General features: G+C 68.5%; 13 protein-coding genes. 5 read left to right on the top strand and 8 right to left on the bottom strand.

Features of this window, described 5'->3' with window-relative positions; translation table 11 throughout:
* Nucleotides 1-52 precede the first annotated feature (52 nt).
* The 3 genes from HPO96_RS25255 to HPO96_RS25245 all read right to left on the bottom strand — a co-directional run bounded on the left by HPO96_RS25255 (nt 53) and on the right by HPO96_RS25245 (nt 6,662).
* Nucleotides 53-3,508 (bottom strand): hypothetical protein, encoded by a 3,456-nt coding sequence (locus HPO96_RS25255; protein WP_171676684.1) that lies wholly within the window; start codon nt 3,506-3,508, stop codon nt 53-55.
* A gap of 508 nt (nt 3,509-4,016) precedes the next feature.
* On the bottom strand, nt 4,017-5,879 hold the full coding sequence (locus tag HPO96_RS25250; protein ID WP_337796798.1) for an alpha/beta hydrolase: 1,863 nt from the start codon (nt 5,877-5,879) through the stop codon (nt 4,017-4,019).
* Between the two features lie 99 nt (nt 5,880-5,978).
* Nucleotides 5,979-6,662: an NBR1-Ig-like domain-containing protein gene (locus HPO96_RS25245; protein ID WP_171676682.1), complete on the bottom strand. Its 684-nt coding sequence runs from the start codon at nt 6,660-6,662 to the stop codon at nt 5,979-5,981.
* A 91-nt stretch (nt 6,663-6,753) separates the two neighbouring features.
* Between HPO96_RS25245 and HPO96_RS25240 the strand changes: the two genes are divergently transcribed.
* Complete coding sequence (locus HPO96_RS25240; RefSeq protein WP_171676680.1) at nt 6,754-7,449, top strand: SH3 domain-containing protein; 696 nt, start codon at nt 6,754-6,756, stop codon at nt 7,447-7,449.
* Between the two features lie 211 nt (nt 7,450-7,660).
* On the top strand, nt 7,661-11,602 hold the full coding sequence (locus HPO96_RS37665) for a glycosyl hydrolase family 18 protein (RefSeq protein ID WP_202886362.1): 3,942 nt from the start codon (nt 7,661-7,663) through the stop codon (nt 11,600-11,602).
* 64 nt (nt 11,603-11,666) lie between these two features.
* Here HPO96_RS37665 and HPO96_RS25230 read toward each other — a convergent pair whose 3' ends face one another.
* Nucleotides 11,667-12,701: a LacI family DNA-binding transcriptional regulator gene (locus tag HPO96_RS25230; RefSeq protein WP_337796797.1), complete on the bottom strand. Its 1,035-nt coding sequence runs from the start codon at nt 12,699-12,701 to the stop codon at nt 11,667-11,669.
* 220 nt (nt 12,702-12,921) lie between these two features.
* Between HPO96_RS25230 and HPO96_RS25225 the strand changes: the two genes are divergently transcribed.
* The 3 genes from HPO96_RS25225 to HPO96_RS25215 are packed head-to-tail and all read left to right on the top strand — an operon-like array spanning nt 12,922 to nt 15,920.
* Nucleotides 12,922-13,785, top strand: coding sequence for a carbohydrate ABC transporter permease (locus tag HPO96_RS25225; RefSeq protein WP_171676678.1), 864 nt, complete (start codon nt 12,922-12,924; stop codon nt 13,783-13,785).
* Nucleotides 13,766-14,635: an ABC transporter permease subunit gene (locus HPO96_RS25220; protein ID WP_171676676.1), complete on the top strand. Its 870-nt coding sequence runs from the start codon at nt 13,766-13,768 to the stop codon at nt 14,633-14,635. The genes HPO96_RS25225 and HPO96_RS25220 overlap by 20 nt, the downstream gene beginning before the upstream one ends.
* A gap of 10 nt (nt 14,636-14,645) precedes the next feature.
* The gene (locus tag HPO96_RS25215; RefSeq protein WP_337796796.1) at nt 14,646-15,920 is read left to right on the top strand and encodes an ABC transporter substrate-binding protein; all 1,275 of its coding nucleotides are present in this window, start codon (nt 14,646-14,648) and stop codon (nt 15,918-15,920) included.
* A 52-nt stretch (nt 15,921-15,972) separates the two neighbouring features.
* Here the strand turns inward: HPO96_RS25215 and egtD are convergent, their stop codons facing one another.
* From egtD to HPO96_RS25195, 4 genes are read right to left on the bottom strand one after another with little or no spacing between them, the layout of a single operon-like run.
* A complete protein-coding gene (gene egtD, locus HPO96_RS25210; RefSeq protein WP_171676674.1) occupies nt 15,973-16,938 on the bottom strand; it encodes an L-histidine N(alpha)-methyltransferase in 966 nt (321 codons plus the stop codon).
* Nucleotides 16,935-17,663 carry an ergothioneine biosynthesis protein EgtC gene (egtC, locus tag HPO96_RS25205; RefSeq protein ID WP_171676672.1) on the bottom strand — a complete coding sequence of 243 codons (729 nt, stop codon included), beginning with the start codon at nt 17,661-17,663 and terminating at the stop codon, nt 16,935-16,937. Before egtC ends, egtD begins: the two co-directional genes overlap by 4 nt.
* Entirely contained in the window at nt 17,663-18,994 is a 1,332-nt protein-coding gene (gene egtB / locus HPO96_RS25200; RefSeq protein ID WP_171676670.1) for an ergothioneine biosynthesis protein EgtB, read from the bottom strand. Before egtB ends, egtC begins: the two co-directional genes overlap by 1 nt.
* On the bottom strand, nt 18,991-20,217 hold the full coding sequence (locus HPO96_RS25195; protein ID WP_171676668.1) for a glutamate-cysteine ligase family protein: 1,227 nt from the start codon (nt 20,215-20,217) through the stop codon (nt 18,991-18,993). Before HPO96_RS25195 ends, egtB begins: the two co-directional genes overlap by 4 nt.
* Nucleotide 20,218: the final 1 nt, after the last annotated feature.

Genomic DNA, 20,218 nt, shown 5'->3' with positions numbered 1-20,218 from the left:
CCAGCGATCGTAAACAGCCTGCCCCGCCCGCCCACCGGGCGGGGCAGACAGCTCACACCGCGACCGTCACCGGCCGCGTCGACGCAACCCCCGAAGCGTGCCCCGCCCGCGCACAGGTCACCCCCACGTGCACCGCCTTCTTCCCCATCGCAGCAGTCAACGCAAGCGAAGCCTTCGTCCCGCCCGAGATCGCCTTGCCCGCGAGATACCACTGGAACTTCACTGACGTACAAGCCGGCGCCCACGTCCCAGTCGAAGCCGAAACCGTCTTCCCCACCTTGTAGGCCCCCGTAACCACCGGCCCCTTACTCGCCTTCGGTGCCGCCCCCACCCCCACTACAACCCCCGCCGTAGTCACGGCCTTACTCGCGTACCCCGAGCGAACCGCAGTCACCGTCACACTCAACGACCGCCCCACCATCCCAGCCGCCGGCGTATACGTCGCCGCCCCAGCCCCCCGAATAGCAGCCCCGTTGTCCCGCCACTGATACGTGTACGAACTAGCCGCCGGCGACCAAGCCCCCACATTCACCTTCACCACATCCCCCACCCGCACCGGCGCAACCACCGTCGGCGCCTTGGTGTTCACCAAGGCCGGCGGCGTCACAGTGAACGCATTCGCCAACGTCGCCGATCCACCCGCGAACGACTCGACCACCAGGCTCCGCGGCCCGACGGCAGCACCAGCCAGATCAACCGTCACAGACGCCGCAGTCCGGTCCGCCGAAACCGACTTCACCACGCCGACCACATCCGGCTTACCAGCGGCCTTGAACCTCACCACATCCTTGAGATGCAGCGACTTCCCGTTGAGGCTCACCGCCACTGGCACACCGGCCGCAGCGCTCGTCGGCGCGGCCCCCGTGACACCGAACGTCGCCCCGCCACACAACGGGGTCTCGCACTCAGCCTTCAACAGGTACTTCAACGACGTCTCGCCTGACTCCGGGAGGCTCAACAGAATCGACTGCATCCAAAAGTCCGTGCGGGAGCCTTCGCAGTCGAATCTCCCGTCCTCGCCTGCATACGACGTGCAGTTGTCGTTCGAATCCGTGCCGTACGGCGTAAAGATCGGCAACAGGCTGTTGGGGACCTGGTTGCGCGCCTGGCCAACCAACTTCTTGTCCTGCTTCATCGGAAAGGCTACGCACACGGTGCGCTTGCTGTTCGTCAGCTCGCCGGTCAACGGCCCGAACCCGTACGCCGAATCCAGCTTCGTACAGTCGGGCGCGGGCCCGGCAGCGCCACCGATTCGGTAGGCCTCCAGGGTGAAGGCCCCAGCCGTACCGGTGCCAGGATCGTTGAACACCATCACCTGGTAACCCGTCGATCCCGTCGCCAGACAGCGTGTCTCGGAATAGGTCTTGCACACATAGTCACCGTTCGGCGCGAAGACCGAGGCCACGATGCTCCCCTTGGCATCGCGCGCATTGATGGAGAAACGGTCGCTCGTGGCTCCGGTGATCTTGAAGCATCTGATGACCGAGGCGTCCGGCACGGTGCCCGATCCCGAGATTCCGCCGACGGCTGTCGCCGTCACGGCCGTGCAGCCCCGAGCGGTCGACGTCATGTCCCGCCGCGAGATGCGGTGGCTAGCTGTGTCGGCCGATCCGATGACGAAGATCGTGACTGCTTTCCCTGTTTCGTAGTCGCAGAATTCGAACCAGGCCATGCCTTCACGGCCCACGCAGGTTTGGTCGGAGTCTGCCGTCACGGCGAGCGTCGTGGCCGAACCGATCGATCCCGTCCGGACATGCTCCAACGTCTCCTTCGCCGCGTGACCGTCGGCGGGGATCGCGAGGCAAGCGACGAACCGCTCCGGGCGCAGTGCGACAGTCACCCCACCGGGCGCAGCAAAGTCGCTCTGGGGAAAGGCCGGGCATCCCGTCGCTTGGTCGAGCCGGGTCACAGTCAGGTGGTACTGCGAGCCATCCGGTTCATCGAGCCGCTGATGAACCACGACCCGGAACGGCGCCGTTCCTGTGAGCTCACAGATGACGACGTGCTCGTAAGTCCGTGAGTTCCAGCCACACTGGTCGCGCCCGGTGGAGTCGACGACGTATCCGTCGGTCACTGCGCTCCCGACTGGCTCGGTCAACGCGATCCTCGCCCCGGCCGGCGCCTGCAGCTGCAAGCAGTCGTACTGCGTTTCTGACGCCAAGTTGCCATTGCGCGCGGCCAGGGTGTCTGCGGGCTGTACTTCGCAGCCGGCCGTCGCGGTCGTTGTAAAGAGTGCCACGCGCCGCCCCACCGGAGCAATCACCGTGTACTTGCCGGGCTCCAGCCGGCAGCGCCGCATATCCGCGCATCTCTCAAGACCATCGATGCCATATGCGCCACGACCGACACTCTGGTCTGCCAGCGTGCGCGAGTCGATCGTGTACGTCGTCGCTGTGGTCACCGTGAGTTCCCGGCACCGGCTGCTCGCGGCGGCTGCGCCCGGCGTACCGAATGTGCTCAGGACGGCCGGTTCACATCCGACGGGATCTGACAGCCGACCGAGGTCCAGTACATAACTGCCCGGATCCGGGTGATCTCGGGTCGACAACACGCGGAACGGTCCGTCGCCCTGCAGTACGCATCCGTCGTGGCGGGAGTCCTCGGTGCAGGCTTCGGCACCGGTCGGGTCAACGATCCAACTGTCGCCCTCACCAGGTGCGCCGTCCACTCCTCGGATCTCTGTAAGAAGCCGCTCGCCGGCCTTGCCGTCGATCGGCTGGCAGTCGAGCTGGATCGGGGCGGACTGCGTCCGGAGCGGTGCGGGCGTGTCCCATCGGGTGTTGATCTGGGGTGCACATCCCTCGGTCGAACTCAGGTCGGTGACCGCCAGATTGAAGGTACCGTCCTTCTCCGCTTCAGGACTGTTCTCGACCAGCAGTGTGTAAGCACCTGCCGGCAACTCGCAGTCGTCGCTGCCGCAGCCGACAGGCTCTCCGGCACGGGTGTAGACCTGCCACCCCGCCTGGTTGTGGCCTCCTTCACGGACGGAGTACCGACCTGCAGCGACCGTGATCGAGCGGCAGTCGGTCGCACCACCTGCCAGCGGACCCGACGCGATGGCGCCGTGGGGGTCACCGAACGGCGCTATCGCGAGCGAAAGGCACCCGTCCGGGTTGCTCATCCGAGCCACCCCAAATCGGAAGTCCGGACGGTCCCAGGCATCCCGGCCTACGGTGAACAGCCGATAGGGTCCGCTGCCCGTGAGTGTGCACAGAGTCGATGACCAACCCTGACAAACCTCCGCTCCCACGGAGTCGAACACCAGCACGTATTTGAGCTCTTGACCGAAGCGGATCACATCGTCCGCGGCCCCCGGAATCTCGAAGCAGTTCGCGACGCGCTCAGCGGGCTGTTCGGTTGGGCGCGGAGGCGCTGCCGGCGAAAGGTCGGCTGCTGACAACGTCGTACACGGCCCGTTCCGAATCGAGGTCGCGGACAACGCATAGCTGGTCGAGTAGGGACTCGAGTTGGTGACGGTGACCGTGTAGGCGCCGATCTCGGGCAGCACACACCGGGTGGCGCCCGCGAAGTCACAGGTGACGCCTGAACCGGTCAGAGACGCGGTGAAGCTCGGGCTGTCCGGAACGTAGTACTTGATGAGGACGGCTTCGTCAGGTCGCGACGTCGTCAGCGTGTAGGTGTGCGACTGGTCGGAGTCGAGCGCGGCACATGACGCCGGCTTGTCCAGGAGCAGCGTGCCTTCACAAGGGCCGTCGAAAACGACCTTGGCCGAGGGCTTCGCGGCCCTGGCCCGCACCGAGGGATTGGACTCGGGGCGCGCCGTCTCGGTGCTGGGTGGCGGGGTTGGGGCCGCAGTTGCTGGGGTGGTGGGGAGCAATGTGAGGGTCAGCAGGGCTGTGAGCGCCGGTGCGATCAGCCTGGTGATGATGGATCGGCGCGTGCGGCGGCCGTGCTTGTTCATGGAAAAGGTCCTCCCCTGTGCTCACCCCGAGCGGCGGGAGCCTAGCAGGGGGTGAGTACAGGGAAGGAGGGTTTTGCAGGTTGTTGCAATGGGGTCAGCGGAGGGTGCCGGCGGCTACGGTGTCGAGGACTTGCTGGAGGAAGGGGGTGACTTTCTGGGGGGTGGAGCGGGATTTGGGGAGGTGGACGGCGTTGCCGTCGAGGGGGCCGTTGACGGGGTAGACGGTGAGTTCGGCGGGGAGGGGGGTGGTGCCGCAGATCTTGTTGCGGGCGGGGAGTTCGCCGGTGAAGACGAAGGTGTCGCCGATGGCTTCGGCGCAGGCCGAGGCGGAGCCGACGTACTGGCCGTGCTGGCCTTCGTCGTCGATGGCGACGAAGCGGGTGGCCTTGGAGGTGTCGCGGTGGGTGCGGAGGGCGCCTTCGTACGCCGTGGCGGGGTCGAGTTCGCCCTGGACCATCAGGAGGCGGGGGGAGCCGGTCAGGTCGAGTTTGCGGTCCTGGGGTTTGTAGGGCCAGAAGGCGCACATGGGGACGCCGTTCATGTAGCCGAAGAAGTCGTACTTCTTGGCCATCTTGTCGGCTTCCTTGAGGTAGAACCGCGGGTCCTTGTTCCAGGCGGTGTCGTTACAGCGGACCGTGGTGCCGACCGGGGGTAGCAGGAGCGGCTCGCCGGCGGCCATCGTGCGGGCGTCGGCGCGGGCGTCGGCGAGCAGGGTGCGGACCGAGTCCGAGCTGGCGGCCATGGTCTCGACGGCGGTTGCGGCGACGGTCACGTTGTAGCGGGCGCGGATGGCGGCGATGGTGTCGAAGGCCTGCAGCTCCGGCGCGAGGCGGGCCCAGGCGCGGTCGATGTGCTTGGCCTCGATCTTCTTCGAGGCGGGCGGGTCCTTCACGAACTCGTCGTGCACCAGGACGTCCATCGTGCCGCGGATGAAGCGGACGTTGCCGTAGATGACGCTGTAGATCTTGCCGTCCAGATCAACGCCCTGGACGTCGGACCGGTTCGCCTTGACCAGCTTGATCACACCGGCGCGGATCTGGTTGTACTTCGCCTTCACCTGGGCCGGGGTCGCGCCGAGCCCCTGGATCTGGTCGGCGTGCCGGCCGATCCACGGGAAGAACTGGGTGTCGCGGCGGCGCTGGCCGGAGAACGGGTCGAAGTTCACGTTCTCCCACTGGGTGTGGGTCCAGTCCATGTTCGAGTCGATCACGAACCGGCCGACCCGCTGCGGGTAGGCGTCGGCGTACCAGCCGCCGAGCCAGGTGCCGTAGCTGTAGCCGATGAAGTTCAGCTGGCGGGCCTTGAACAGCGCCCGCAGGAACTCCATGTCATAAACGGTCTGCTGGCTGCTGACGAACTGGCCGAACTCCTCGGCCGCGCAGGCCTCGGCGTACAGCTTGGCCTCGGCGACCTCGACCTTGTGGGTCTGCGCCGTGCGCTCCTTGTAGTCCGGCGTCGTCGGCAGCGCGTTCAGCTTCTCGGCGGTGGTGACGCAGCGCAGCGGCGTACTGGCTCCGAACCCCCGCGGGTCGAAGCCGAGCAGGTCGAAGTCGCTGAACAGCTGGGGCTTCTCGGTGCCGAGCGCGGCCGACAGCCGCAGGCCTGCGCCGCCCGGCCCACCTGGGTTGGTGGTCATCAGGCCCTTCGACGTGCCGGTCGCCTTGCTGTAGGCGATCGCGACCTCGACGTCGGGGTGCGCGTTCGGGTTGGCCCAGTCCATCGGGACCTTCACCTTGGCGCAGTTGGTGGTCGGCGCCTGCGGGTACGACGCCTTGATCGCGGCATCGAACGCGCACGGGGCCCAGCTGATCTGCTGGTCCAGGTAGCGCTGCGGGATGGACGGCGTCTTCGGGTCGACCGGCCCACGGGCCGGGCGGGCCGCGGCTGTACCGGCGGTCACCATCGGCACGACGAGGGCCGCCGCCAGCACGACGGCCGTACTGCGAAGTCTTCTCACGCTGATACTCCTGGATCCGGGCGGGGTTGCAGGAAAACTGCAACGTATGCCGGATCCGCGCCGGATGACCAGGTACTACAGCTACGACAAGGGCATTCCCTAAAGCTCGTAAACGGTGAAAATCGTGCAGTAGACCGGCGGTGATTCCAGCCCGGGGTAGTACAAACGGCCCGCGTCGTCGGTGATTTTGAAGTACGCCGTCGACGCCCCGACCTGGGACGGAGCCTGCAGCGCCATCGTGACCGTCACCACGTCACCCGGCTCCGCATCCGGCACCCGCTCCCGGACCGGCGAACGCAACCACCCCGGCGTACCGGCGGCGCCCTGCCGGGTCAGCCAGCGGTCCCGCCACGGCCGCTCACCGCTGTTGCGGATCTCCCAGCTCTTCTCGAAGGACTGCTCCCGGCTGACCCGTGTCCCGTCCGGAACGGTCTCCCCCACCAGCTCGGCCCGGTCCTCCGGGTGATGGTCGGTCGGGACCGATCCGCCGAGGGACGTCGGCACAACGGCCCGCCGCAAGTCCCGCTGGGACGTGTCCCGGCCGGCCCGGACGGCGGCGTCCAGCTCCATCAGCTGGTTGACCAGCGCCTGGCCCGCGCCGAACGAGCCGTCGTACCACTCGATCAGCTCGCGGCTGGGCTTGGTATGGCCGCGCTCCACGCGCGACAGGTGCCCCTTGTCCCAACCGGACAGGGTGGCTGCCCGGGACAACGGCACTCCAGCAGCCTCCCGGAGCTCACGCATCCGGCAGCCGATCACAAAGCGAGCCTGCGCTGGCCTCACTGCGCACTCCCCAGTCGTCTGTTGCCCACTGCGACAACACCGTAACGCTCTGATTGTCTGAAAGTCAGCGCCTTCCGGAAAGGACATTCTCATGCGTACCGCCCTCCTGCGCATCACCGCCCGCCTGTCCGCCCTGTCCCTGCTCACCGCCGGCGCCGTCCTCGGTACCGGCGTACTGCCCGCCCACGCCGCCACTGGCACCGTTGTGACCGACAGCGGCGCCGGTGTGACCATTCGGTCCGGTAACGCGACCAGCTTCGGTTCAGTCGGCACCCAGCCCAACGGAACGGTTCAGATCGACTGCCAGATCTACGGCGAGCCGGTGACCGGCAAGTTCGGCCGCAGCCTGATCTGGGACCACATCCCCGGTAAGGGCTTCATCTCCGACGCCTACGTCAACACCGGCAGTACTGGGCTCGTAGCGCCGCTGTGCACCAGCAACCCGCGGGCTGACAAGGCCATCGCCTGGTACGCCGCCCGCAACGGCTCGACCGCGTTCCAGGGGTACTGCGAGATGGCCGCGGAGAACTCGTACGGCAAGACCGGCGTCTGGCCGTCGGCCAAAGCGGACTGGAACGACGCCGTCGCTCGCGGCGTCGCGCACCGCGGCGACCTGAACCCGCCGAAGGGCGCCCTGGTCTTCTGGGATCTTGCTGCCCCCTACGGCCACGTCGGCGTCGCCCGCGGCGACGGCTACTTCTGGGCCACCAGCGTCGGCGGCAAGATCGGCCTGGCGAAACTGCCCTACTTCTCGAACTACCTCGGCTGGGCCTGGCCGAACTTCTGAGCCCGTCGCAAAGTCTCGGACCCCCGCCGCCCCGGGGGTCCGAGACTTTCGAACGCTCAAACGTCGCCGTCCGTGTTAACTCGATCACGGATAGCGCTTGCTCTCGATGCCTTCCGCAGCAGCTTTCTGTACGGTGCCGTGGGAGCGCTCCCATACTTAACTGGAAGCGCTCCCAAACGCAGTGCTCTCCGCCCCTACAGAAGGACTTCGCATGGGCTCACCACGCTCCCGAACCTTGCGCCGGCGCAAACCGCCGGCCTTTCTGATCGCCATCGTGACGGCGATCGCCGTGCTGGTCTCCAGCACCGGCATCCAGCCCGCCACGGCCGCGCCGGACGCCGTGTTCGTCCCAGCCGCCGGCCAGGACCACACCGTCCGCCACGACTTCCAGGACCCGGCGCTGGCCGCGCACTACGTCCAGCAGTTCGACGAGATCCGCGCCAGCGGCAAGAAGCTCAGCCAGGTCGTGGACGAGCGGACCAAGGGCCAGCTGCACGACGTCATGCCCAAGCTGCGTTTCGTCGAGTTCGACGCCGAGCTGCGGGTCGAGGGCACGGTCGCGGTCATCGTCATCAAGGATCCGGGAGTCGTCGTCGACGAGTCCTGGTGGCAGGGCGCGCTGATCGTCTCCGGAGCGATGCTGGTCGGCGCCGGCGCCACCGCGCTGTGCCTGACCTACGGCGGCGGCGTGCCGCTGTGCGCCGGGCTCGGCGGCTTCATCGGCGAGTTCGTCAACGGCGCCCTGACCCAATGGGCCAACGGCGAGCTCGGTAACGCCGACGAGTGGGCCAAGACGATGGCCAAGTCGATCGCGGCCGGTCTGACCGGGTTCCTGATCGCGTTCGCCGGCACCGCCGAGGCGCTGGCCTGGTACAAGGCGACGAGCGCGTCCCTGGTCCGCTTCGTCCGGACGGTCGAGGCGTTCTTCGGCGGCACCACCGCCGGTGACACGCTGGCGAGCATGCTCGACGCCCTCGAGCGCTACCTGCCCAGCTACCTGCGGAACTCGGCGTCCGCCACGGGCGTCTGCCGCGAGCCGGTCGGCGAGCCCGAGCCCGGCGGCGGCTGGACCCCGCTCGGCCAGATCGTCTTCGCCGCCGACGGCGCGCAGACCCGGTTCATGGACGTCGACGGCGACCTCGACGTCGACCGCGCCATCTCGGTGAACGGCCGCCTGTACACCTGGCACAACGCCGGGTGCGGTCTGGACGGCAGCCGGGTCTGGATCCCGCGCGGCAACACCGCGCCGGGCGGCGTGTCCAACGTCGCCTACTTCGGCGACCTGGACGGCGACGGCAAGGACGACCTGGTCAACTTCCTGACCGCCGCCGAGTCCCCGACCGGTTTCGCCGCGATGCGGGTGTGGCGCAACGAGTCCAGCGGCTCGACGGTGCGCTGGGCCAACCCGGTCATCGTCGCCAACGACCTCAGCTACGTCGGGATCCCGGTCTTCGCCGACCTGGACGGCGACAAGGACGACGACCTGATCATCCCGGACCGGATGGGCTTCGTCATCGCCTGGGAGAACCGCAAGTCCGCCGGGCTGCCCAAGCCCGGTGACTGGCGCCGGATCACCGGATTCACCCACCCGGCCGAGGGCCGCGTCGGCACCGTCTCCTACCCCGACATCAACGGCGATCTGCGCGCCGACGTCGTCGTGGTCAAGTACATGACCGGCGACGTGGAGGCCTGGCAGAACCTCGGCACCGGCTGGGAGGAAGCCAAGTCGAGCAAGGCCGCAGCGGCCGATCCGTGGAAGTCGCTCGGCGTGATCCGCTCCGGCAACGCGTTCGGCGGGACGGTCGGCGACTTCGGCGACCTGGACGCCGACAAGGTGTCGGACTTCCTGCTGTTCAACTCGACGTCCAAGGGCGTCGACGGCTGGTTGCTGCCAAGTGAGGTGGCCGCAGGCGCCAACGGGGGCGTCGGCGACCCGATGGAGGCGCATCCGGGCGGTGACGACGGCGGCGCGCGTCCGACGCCGAGCGGCGACTGCCGGCCGGACGGTCTGGCGACGACGCCCGGGGTGGCGACGCCGTACTGCAAGGTCTACCAGGGCGACGGCCGCGAGTGGCTCGGCCAGGGCCGGGACCGCCGGGTGGTGGCGTACTTCAACGGGGCCCGCACGGGCGCCGACGGGACGCCGCACTACCTGGTGAAGAACATCCCGTGGTCGAAGGTGACGCATATCAACTACGCCTTCGCGACGGTGGCGAACAACCGGATGTCGGTCGACGCCGCGGCCACCCAGATGGAGTGGCCGGGTAAGTTCGGCGCCGAGATGGACCCAGGGCTGCCGTACAAGGGGCACTTCAACCTGCTGACGAAGTACAAGCGGCTGCACCCGCGGGTGAAGACGCTGATCTCGGTCGGCGGCTGGGCCGGGTCCGGCGGGTTCTACGCGATGACGACGAACGCCGACGGCTCGGTCAACCAGGCCGGGATCGACACCTTCTCGGCGTCCGCGGTGGAGTTCTTGCGGACGTACGGCTTCGACGGGCTCGACATCGACTTCGAGTACCCGACGGTGCTGGACGACACCGGGAACCCGAGCGACTGGGCCACGGCGAATCCGCGGCGCAAGGGGTTGCCGACGTCGTACACGGCGTTGATGAAGACGCTGCGCGATGCGCTGAACCGGGCGTCGGTGGCGGACAACAAGTACTACCTGCTGACGTCGGCCTCGTCGGCGTCCGGGTATCTCGTCCGCGGGATGGCGAACCAGACCGCGCTGGACTACCAGGACTTCACGAACCTGATGTCGTACGACTACCACGGCACCTGGAACGACGTCGTCGGGCCGAATGCGGCGCTGTTCGACGACGGCAAGGACCCGGAGCTGGCCGAGCAGTACGCGACCCCGGAGTACGGCGGGATCGGGTACTTCAACACCAACTGGGCGATGAAGTACATGCGCGGCGCTTTGCAGGCCGGCCGGGTGAACCTGGGCGTGCCGTACTACACGCGCGGCTGGAAGAACGTCACCGGCGGGACGAACGGCCTGTGGGGCAAGTCGGCCAAGCCGGACGGGTGCGAGCCCGGCACGGGGATCAAGCGGCCCTGTGGTGACGGCGCGGTGGGGATCGACAACATCTGGCACGACAACACGTCGAACGGCGGCGAGCTCGGCTCCGGCACGAACCCGCTGTGGCACACGAAGAACCTGGAGAAGAACATCCTTCCCAGGTACGCGCCGAACGTCGGGCTCGACCCGGCCAAGCCGGAGGACAAGCTGACCGGCACCTACACGCGGCACTGGGACAACGTCACCAAGACCTCGTGGCTGTGGAACAACGACAAGAAGGTGTTCCTGTCCACCGAGGACGAGCAAGGGATCGACGCGATCACCGACCTGGTGAAGTCGACCGGCGCGGGCGGCGTGATGATGTGGGAGCTCGGCGGTGACTTCGCCTGCCCGGCGGTGGTCGACGCTCAGCGCTCCTGCGGGATGGGCTACACGCTCACGACCCGGCTGAACGACAAGCTGAACGGGGCCGGGGCGTACAACAACAGCCTGCGCGCCGGGAGCACCGGGGCGGCGCCGACGGCGACCGCGAACATCAGCGTCGACATGGTGAACTACCCGACCGCGACGGCGAACCTGTGGCCGTTGCAGCCGACCGTCCGGATCACCAACAACACCGGCCGGACGCTCGGCGGCGGCAAGGACACCAAGTTGTCGTTCGACATCCCGGCGTCGACGTCCCCGCTGGTCAAGGACGTGAACTGGCAGACCGGCGACCAGGGCGGGCAGTGGAAACTCACCGCCGGCTCGACCTTCCACCGGATCTCCACGACGCTGGACTACTGCCAGATCATCCCGGCCGGGAAGTCGCTCGATCTCCCGATCATCTACTTCCTGCCCATCACCGGCCCGGTCAACACGAGTCTGTCGATCGGCAGTGCGTCCTACGCACCGATCACCGACAACCTCAAGGGCCTCCCCGGCGCCACCCCGCCCGCCGGCGGCTGCAGCGCCGGCAACTGGGACGCGACCAAGATCTACGACCCGGCCACCCAGCCGGTCGAACAGGTCACCGTCAAGTACAACAACAAGATCTGGAAAGCCAAGTGGCAAACCCAGAACAGCGCTCCCGGCACGGGCCCCGACCCCGACCACGAGCCCTGGAAACTGATCGGCAACGCCAGCTGATCACCTGACCCACCGGAGGCCGGCGCACCCAGCGCCGGCCTCCACCCATTTCCGGTCCCGCCTTTCAGCGCTTCTTCTTCGGTGGGCGTTCGCCGGAGCCTCGGGGGATGAGGGCGCAGGGGAGGACTATGCGTTGGGGTGGGCGGGTGTCGGCGCCGGCGGCTCGGTCGAGGAGGAGGCGGGCGGCGCTGCGGCCCAGTTCGGCGATGTCGGAGGCGACGACGGTGACGGGGGTGGGGAGCATGTCGGCGAGGCGGAAGTCGTCGAAGCCGACGACGGCGGGGTCGCGGCGGAGTTCGCCGAGGGCGCGCAGGACGCCTTCGGTGAGGAAGTTGGTGGAGGCGAAGATCGCGGTCGGCGGGTCGGGGCGGAGCATCAGCTCACGGGTCGCCTTCTCGGCGGACTCCGCGTTGCCCTCAGGGAGCTGGACGACGAGCGATTCGTCGACGTCGAGACCCGCGCTGCGGTGCGCCCGGCGGAAGCCGCGCAGGCGGCGTCCGGTGGTGTAGTACGACGGGGCGAGCAGGATCGCGATCCGCTCGTGGCCCTGGCCGAGCAGATGCTCGGCGGCGAGCCGGCCGCCGCCCTCGTTGTCGACCATGACGATATCGGCGTCGATCCCGGTGGCCGGCCGGTCGACGAACACGACCGGAACGCCGGCGCCCTGCAGGAACGCGTGGTCGCCCTGGTCCGGGACGATCATCAGCCCGGCCACCTGCCGGCTGACCAGCTCCCGGATGGCGCGCTTCTCACCCTCCGGATCCTCGTCCACACTGCCCAGGACGACGGCGAACCCGGACTGCCCGGCGACCTCGAGCGACGCCTTCGCGATCGTCGCGTAGAACGGGTTGGTCAGGTCCCCCAGCACCAGCGCCAGACTCGACGACTTCTTCCCCGGCCGCAGCGCCCGGGCGACCTCGTTGCGCTGGAAGCCGAGCTGATCGATCGCCGTCCGGACCCGCTGCGCGGTCTCGTCCCGGACGCCGTGCCCGCCGTTCACCACCCGCGACACCGTGCCCAGCCCGACCCCCGCCCGCCGGGCCACGTCGATCATCGTCGGCCGAGCGGCCTCGGGAGTGTTTGGAAACGTTTCGGGCACGGGGTTGACTTCCTTTTCGCGGCACGGCATCGTCCACCCCACACTAAAACTTGGAAACGTTACCGTCCAGGAAATCGACCAGGAGATCGGATGAATCGAGGACTCAGATGCGGCGGTTGAGCGGGTGAATCGATGGAGGCTGCCGTTCCAACGTGAGAATGGTGGGAGGAGCCGGAATACGCTGTCTCGCGGCGCCGGCTCGGACACCCTGGCGGCGTACTTGTTCATCGCCCCGGCGATCATCGGGTTCACGGTCTTCGTCGGCTACCCGCTGATCCGGTCGTTCTACCTGGCGCTGACGAAGTACAACGGTCTGACCGACCCGGTCTTCGTTGGCCTGGGCAACTTCCGGCGGCTGTTCACGACCGATCCGGCGTTCTGGCCGGCGCTGCGGGCGACCGGCTACCTGGTGGTGCTGTACGTCCCGCTCTCGCTGATCCTCGGTCTCGCGCTGGCGATGTTCTGCAACCAGCGCTTCCGCGGGGTGCGGATCGTCCGGACGCTGTCCTACCTCCCGGTGGTGCTGCCGGCCGTCGCGACGATCACGCTCTGGAAGTTCATCCTGAACCCCCAGGTCGGCCTGCTGAACACGATCCTGGAGCGGCTCGGCCTGCCGACCAGTCTGTGGCTGCAGAGCCCGACGATGGCGATGCCGTCGGTCGTGCTGATGATGCTGTGGGGAGTCGGCGGCACGATGATCATCTTCCTCGCCGCGCTCCAGGCCGTCCCGACCGAGTTGTACGAGGCCGCCAAGGTGGACGGCGCCGGGCCCTGGTCGGCGTTCCTGCGGATCACGATCCCGACCATCAGCCCGATCATCCTGCTGCAGGTGATCCTGCAGACCACGGCCGCCCTGCAGACGTTCAACCAGCCGAAGATCCTGACCAACGGCGGGCCCGGGTTCAGCACCAACGTGCTGATGCTGTCGATCTACAACAACGGCTTCCCGAACCTCGGCCGCGTCCCGCAGCTCGGCTACGCCTCGGCGCAGGTGTGGGTGCTGTTCATCGTCATCATCGCCGTCATCGCGCTGGCCGCGAAGTTCACTTCCCTTTGGACGTACAGTGACAACACTCCCGACTGAACGCCGTCCGCGCCGCCTGATCGGGACGACGGCCTGGTACGCGACCGCGTTGTTCATCGCCGCCGTGATGATCGTCCCGCTGCTGTGGATGATCACGATCGGCCTGAAGAGCGGCTCGGCGGTCTTCGAGATCCCGCCGCGGCTGCTCCCGCGGGAATGGACCTGGCGGAACTTCATCGACGGCCCGCAGGCGATCAACTTCCCGCGGCTGCTGCTGAACTCGACCATCATCACGGCGCTCAGCGTGCTCGGCGGTGTGATGACCGCGATGATGACCGGCTACGCGCTGGCCCGGCTGCGCTTCCCGGGCCGGAAGCTCTGGTTCTACCTGTTCGTCGGCAGCATGCTGCTCCCCGGCGTCGTCGGGCTGATCCCGCTCTTCCAGCTCTACAAGAGCATCGGCTGGTACGACACCTGGCTGCCGCTGATCGTGCCGGCGTTCCTCGGCGGGAATCCGCTGTTCATCTTCCTGGCCCGGCAGTACTTCCTCGCGATCCCGTACTCGATCGACGAGGCGGCCAAGATCGACGGCGCCGGGCACCTGCGGATCTTCACCCAGGTGATGCTGCCGCTGACCCGGCCGGCCTGGATCACGATGGCGATCCTCGCCTTCCAGGCCTCCTGGAACGACTACCTGAACCCGCTGGTCTACCTCTACTCCTCCGGCAAGTGGCCGCTGTCGGTCGGTATGGCGGCGTTCATCTCGCCGTTCGCCGGCAAGACGCCGGACTGGAGCTACTACATGGCCACCAACCTGCTCTACATGCTGCCACCGCTGATCCTCTTCTTCGCCGCGCAGCGCTACTTCATCCAGGGCCTCGGCTCACTCGGCAGCACCACCCAGAAATGAGGGCATCACTGTGAAGACGAAGCTCATCGGCGCCGCGCTGGCCTGCGCCGGGTTGCTGACGGCCTGCGGCGGTTCGGACTCCGGCGCGGCGGACGGCCCGGTCACCGTCACGGTCATGACGTGGGAGTCGACCCAGACCAACGCCGTGATCAAGAAGGCGCTGGCCGAGTTCAAGGAACCGAACATCACGGTCGAATTGCTCGACACCCCGAGCGGTCAGTACGGCGACAAGCTGTCGTCGCTCACCCAGGCGAAGAAGTTGCCGGACCTGTTCTGGTGCGGTAACGACACCGAGCAGCAGTACACCCAGCAGGGCCTGCTCGTCGACTGGAGCCCGAAGCTCTCCGGCGAGTTCGGGGCGGACAAGTTCGTCGCGTCCGCGATCAAGAACTGGACCACCGCGGACGGCCAGCTGGGCGGGCTGCCGTCGCTGATGAACACGTACGGCGTCTGGTACAACGCCGACGCCTTCACCGCGGCCGGCGTACCGATCCCGAAGAGCGGCTGGACCTGGGACGAGATGTACGCCGCCGCCCAGAAGCTGACCGGGAAGGGCGGCGCGAAGTACGGCCTCGTCGCCGATCAGCTCACCGGCCCGGACGGCCCGTTCACGATGAGCATGTACGCCGTCTCGGCCGGCGGCGCTCCGTTCACGGACGACGTCAACCACCCGACCAAGGCCGAGGCCGACGCGAAGTACACCGAAGGCGTGCAGAAGCTGGTCGACGCCGTCAAGAACGGCTCGGTCGCGCCGCCCGGGTACGACGCCTCGAACGCGCAGTCGCTGTTCGCGGCCGGCAAGGTGCCGATGATGTTCGGCGGGCAGTGGCTGGCGGCCGGTTTCCAGGTCGACAAACCGAAGGTCAAGTACGGTTTCGCGCCCTTCCCGCAGGTCACCACCCCGGCCACCTTGTACGACTCGGTAGGTATCTGCACCCCGCAGTACACCAAGAACCAGGACGCCACCTTCAAGGTCCTCGAGTACATCAACACCAAGGTCTGGGACGCCGTCCTGCCCGAGTCCCCGGTCGCGCCCCCGGCGTACACCCCGGCGCAGGCCAAGTACTTCGGCGCGCTGGCCGAGCAGCCGACCGTCGTCGACACCGTGAAGGCCGACCTCGCGATGGAGAAGACCGTCGGCGTCCGCTTCACCACCCAGTGGGCCCAGCAGGTCGGCGACCTCACCACCGCCGACTACCAGCCCATCCTGGCCGGTAAGAAGCCGGTCACCGACCTCCCGGCGTACATCGAGAAGATCAACGGGCTGATCAAGTCCGGCGGCTGAGTCACCCGCGGGGGGTGTGCTCGGCGCTGAGGTGTCCGAGCACACCCGCCGATCAGGCGGCCTGCCAGAGCGACAGCGCGAAGCGGGCTTGGGTATCGGTCCACCAGGCGGTGCGGGTGAAGTCGGCGGCGGCCAGCTCGTCGGCGACCTTCTCGGGACGGAACTTGGCGGAGATCTCGGTGTGCAGCTCCTCCCCGGCGGCGAAATCGACTTCGAGATGGACCTCGGGGATCAGGACGCGTTGCGCGGCGGTGGCACGAAGCCGCATCTCGATCCACTCGTTGTCGGCATCCCAGGCAGCGACGTGTTCGAAGGCCTCGACGTCGAAGTCGGCGCCGAGCTGGCGGTTGATGACCCGGAGAACGTTGCGGTTGAACTCGGCGGTGACGCCCTGGGCGTCGTCGTAGGCGGCGACCAGCGTGGCCGGATCCTTGACCAGGTCGGTGCCGAGCAGGAGCCACTCGCCAGGCTCGAGGACATCGCGGATCGAGCGGTAGAAGACGGCGCGCTCGGCCGGGAGCAGGTTGCCGATGGTGCCACCGAGGAAGGCGACCAGGCGTGGGGCGTCACCGGGGAGCTTGTCGAGATGCGCGGTGAAATCGCCGACGACGCCGTGGACGTCGATACTCGGGTAGTCGGCGTTGATCGCGTCCGACGCCTCGCGCAGCGCGGACTCCGAGACGTCCAGCGGGACGAACGTCGTCAGCGTGCCGTGGTCCCGCAGGCCGTCGAGCAGCAGCCGCGTCTTCTCCGAGGAGCCGGAGCCGAGCTCGACGAGGGTGTGCGCCTTGGTCAGCCTGGCGATCTCCCCGGCGCGGGCCTGCAGGATCTCGCGCTCGGCGCGGGTCGGGTAGTACTCGGGCAGGCGGGTGATCTCCTCGAACAGCTCACTCCCCCGGGCGTCGTAGAACCATTTCGGCGGCAGCCACTTCGGCTCGGCCGTCAGCCCGGCGCGGACGTCTTCACGAAGCGCGCGGGCGGCGTAGTCCGGCGTGAGGTGTACGTCGATCTGGGTCACTGCGGTCCTTCCATCGAGGTGATGCGCACCGTGGTGGCGGTGGCCACGAGCAACGAGTGGTCGGGGACCTCCACCCAGTGCCCGGCTCCGAACGGTTCCGAACTGACGGTGGTGGAGTCGTCGGTTCGGCGTACCCACAGCGAGTGCGTCCAGGCTGTCGCGACCAGCTGCTCGCCGTCCGTCAGCAATACGTTCAACCGCGCCCCCGGCGCGGCCTCCGCGACCTCCCGGACGGCGGACTCCACCGCGGCCACCGGCTCGCCCATCCGGGCTCGGATCAACGCGAACAGGAACGCCGAGTCGACACCCGCGCCCAGCAGCTCGGCCACCGGCAACCCCTCTGCCAGCTTCAGCACCGACCCTGGCCAGCCCGGGATCTTCCCGTTGTGGCTGAAGCACCAACTGCCGCTCACGAACGGTGCGACCGCGGACTCGTCATGCGGCATGTCGTCCGTCCCGTTGCGGACGGCGGCGAGGACGGCGCCCGAGCTGATCGACCGCGCGAGACCGGGGAGGTTGTCGTCGGTCCAGATCGGCACGTTGCGCCGGTACCGGACCAGCTGACCGTCGGCGTACCAGGCCAGGCCGAAACCGTCGGCGTTGACGCTGCCGCCGCCGCGCATGTCGGTGGGGGCCCAGGACTGTTGGTAGAGGGAGTGCTCGGGGTCGAGGACGAGCTCAGCCAGGGCCACGGGTGGGCCCAGGTAGGCGAGGTGGCGGCACATCAGAGCTCTTCGGGGCGCGGGTCGCGGGCGCAGCGGAAGCCGGCGAAGATCTGGCGGCGGATGGGGTAGTCCCAGTTGCGGAAGGTGCTGCGGGCGACGACGTCGTCGGTGCCGAAGGAGCCGCCGCGGAGGATCTTGTAGTCGGGGCCGAAGAAGACGAGCGAGTACTCGTCGTAGGGGAACGCGCGGAAGCCCGGGTACGGGCGGAAGTCACTCGACGTCCACTCCCAGACGTCGCCGATCAGCTGCTCGACGCCGAGCGGTGACGCGCCGGCCGGGTACGCGCCGACCGGAGCGGGGCTCAGATGGCGCTGGCCGAGGTTGGCATGCTGCGGGCCGGGGCTCTCGTCACCCCAGGGGAAGCGCCGCGTCCGGCCGGTGGCCGGGTCGAAGCGGGCGGCGTACTCCCACTCCTCCTCGGTCGGCAGCCGCTTCCCGGCCCATTTCGCGTAGGCCTCGGCCTCGTAGAAGCAGACATGCATGACCGGCTCGTCGAGCGGGAGCTGCTCGCGGTGCCCGAAGCGGACCCGCCACCACTCACCGTCGGCCTGCTCCCAGAACCGCGGCCCGACCAGCGAGCCCTTCTGCACATGCGCCCAGCCGGCCTCGGACCACCACTGCTGCTCCTGATAACCGCCGCTCGTCACGAAGCGCAGGTAATCGCCGTTGCTGACCGGGACGGTGTCGATCACGTACGGCGCGACCCGGACGGCGTGCGCGGGCCGCTCGTTGTCGAGCGCCCACGGCTCCACCGACGTACCCATCTCGAAGACGCCGCCGGGCACGAACACCTCAGCCGCCGGCAACCGCCGCCCAGCCGGTGGCGGCGGCGCATCCAGGACCGGGACGCCGCTCCGCAGCTGGTGTGTAGCCAGCATGGTCTCGTCGTGCTGCTGCTCGTGCTGCACGATCATGCCGAAGGCGAACCCGTTGCCGACCAGCTCGCGCCCGTTGTCGAACTTCACGTGGTCGAGGACGTCGAGCACCTTGTCACGCACCTCCTCGACGTACGCGCGGGTCTGCACCGGGTTGAGCAGCGGCAGCGCCGGGCGATCCGCCCGCGGGTGCATGAACGCGTCGTACAGCTCGTCGATGTCCTGGCGCAGCGGCTCGCGGCCGCCGACGTCGCGGACCAGCCAGAGCTCCTCCTGGTTGCCGATGTGGGCGTAGTCCCAGACCAGGGGCGACATCAGCTTCGAGTGCTGTTTGATCAGGTCGTCGACGTCGACCGAGTCGGCGAGCTGCGCCGTCCGCCGCCGGGACTTGCCGAGCTGTTCGGCGACGTACGACCGCAGCCCCTCGTCGGACAGGTCGGACAGTTGGTGGGTCATGAAGCTCGCCTTCCGTGGGTGTCGTCGACGATGCGCTGCAGCCGGATCGCGACCGCAGTCCGAAGCTCTGCCGGGACGCCGGTGCGCTCCAGCAGGCCGGTGCCCAGCTCGACCACGCCGCGCGCGGCCTGGCGGACGAGGTCATCGCCCAGCCCCTCCCGCGCGGCGGGGAACCAGCGCCCGGCCGCCGGCTCGGCCGCGGCCAGCACCGCATCCAGCACGCCGGGGTCGGCCATCAGCGCGCTGAGCAACAGCGTCGGGGCGATCCAGCCGTCGCCGGGCTGGGTGTCGAGGTACCTGACCTCCAGATAGCCCCGTGGGCGGACTGGTGGGAACAGCGTCGACAGGTGGTATTCGAGGTCGTCGTACGTCGGTCTGTCGCCGGGGAGCCGGCCGTCGGCCCAGGCGCCGAAGGTCAGCCCGTCGGGCGCGTCCCAGCTGTCGCCGCGACGGAGGCACAGGACCGGCGCCTCCATCGCCATCCGTGCCCAGGCCGCGGCCGGGTCCCCCTCCAGCGGCGGGGGCTCGGTGAACGGCGCACAGGTGCCGAACGTCGCCTCGGTGCGCGCGGAGGCCCAACCGGTCGGGGCGCCCTCGCGGTGGGTTGAGTTGGCGAAGAGAGCGATCAGGGCCGGGCCGAGGTCGTGGAGAGCTCGCCAGCGCAGCGCGGTCTGGCCGGCCTCCCCGGCGTCCAGGCAGATCTGCAGGCCGGCCGTGCTGCACATCATCCGCGGGCCGTGCGGGCCGAGGCGCGCGAAGGCATGCTCCATCGCGGCATAGCGCGGGACGGTGAGGATGCGGCGCGGACTGCGGAACGCGTCGAGGCCGTGGTCGCCGAGAACGAGGCCGGCGGCGTCGAGGAGCTTCGCTAGCTCGGCCGCGTCGGCGGTCGTGTCGTCGATCAGCTCCGGGATGGAGGCCGAGGCGGGGCCGGAGATCTCCACCTGGCCACCCGGCTCCACGGTGACCAGAGCACCCCGGCCGAGCGGCAGCTGCGGACTGCCGGGGACCAGGGTGGCGGGCGCATGGACGCCCAGGGCTTTGGCGAGCCGATCGGCGTCGAGAGACCGGCGCGGATCATCCGCGTGATGCACGGTCCACTCCAGCTCGACGCCGTGCAGCCGTGGCGGACCGTGTTTGAAACAGACCATCGCGACGTAGCCCTCCGCCTCGGCCCGGGAGCCGATCGGAGTCGTCGCCGGAGAACCACCGGACGAGGTCACG

The sequence above is a fragment of the Kribbella sandramycini genome (assembly GCF_013131805.1).
Classification (GTDB): Bacteria; Actinomycetota; Actinomycetes; order Propionibacteriales; family Kribbellaceae; genus Kribbella; species Kribbella sandramycini.
The sequence above is the reverse complement of the archived record's forward strand: the minus strand, read 5'-3'. Positions and strand labels throughout refer to the sequence as shown.

What these genes read in the sequence shown, in the direction of transcription:
- egtB (WP_171676670.1), bottom strand. Translation starts at nt 18,994, where the DNA reads ATGACCCACCAACTGTCCGACCTGTCCGACGAGGGGCTGCGGTCGTAC.
- HPO96_RS37665 (WP_202886362.1), top strand. Translation starts at nt 7,661, where the DNA reads ATGGGCTCACCACGCTCCCGAACCTTGCGCCGGCGCAAACCGCCGGCC.
- egtC (WP_171676672.1), bottom strand. Translation starts at nt 17,663, where the DNA reads ATGTGCCGCCACCTCGCCTACCTGGGCCCACCCGTGGCCCTGGCTGAG.
- HPO96_RS25240 (WP_171676680.1), top strand. Translation starts at nt 6,754, where the DNA reads ATGCGTACCGCCCTCCTGCGCATCACCGCCCGCCTGTCCGCCCTGTCC.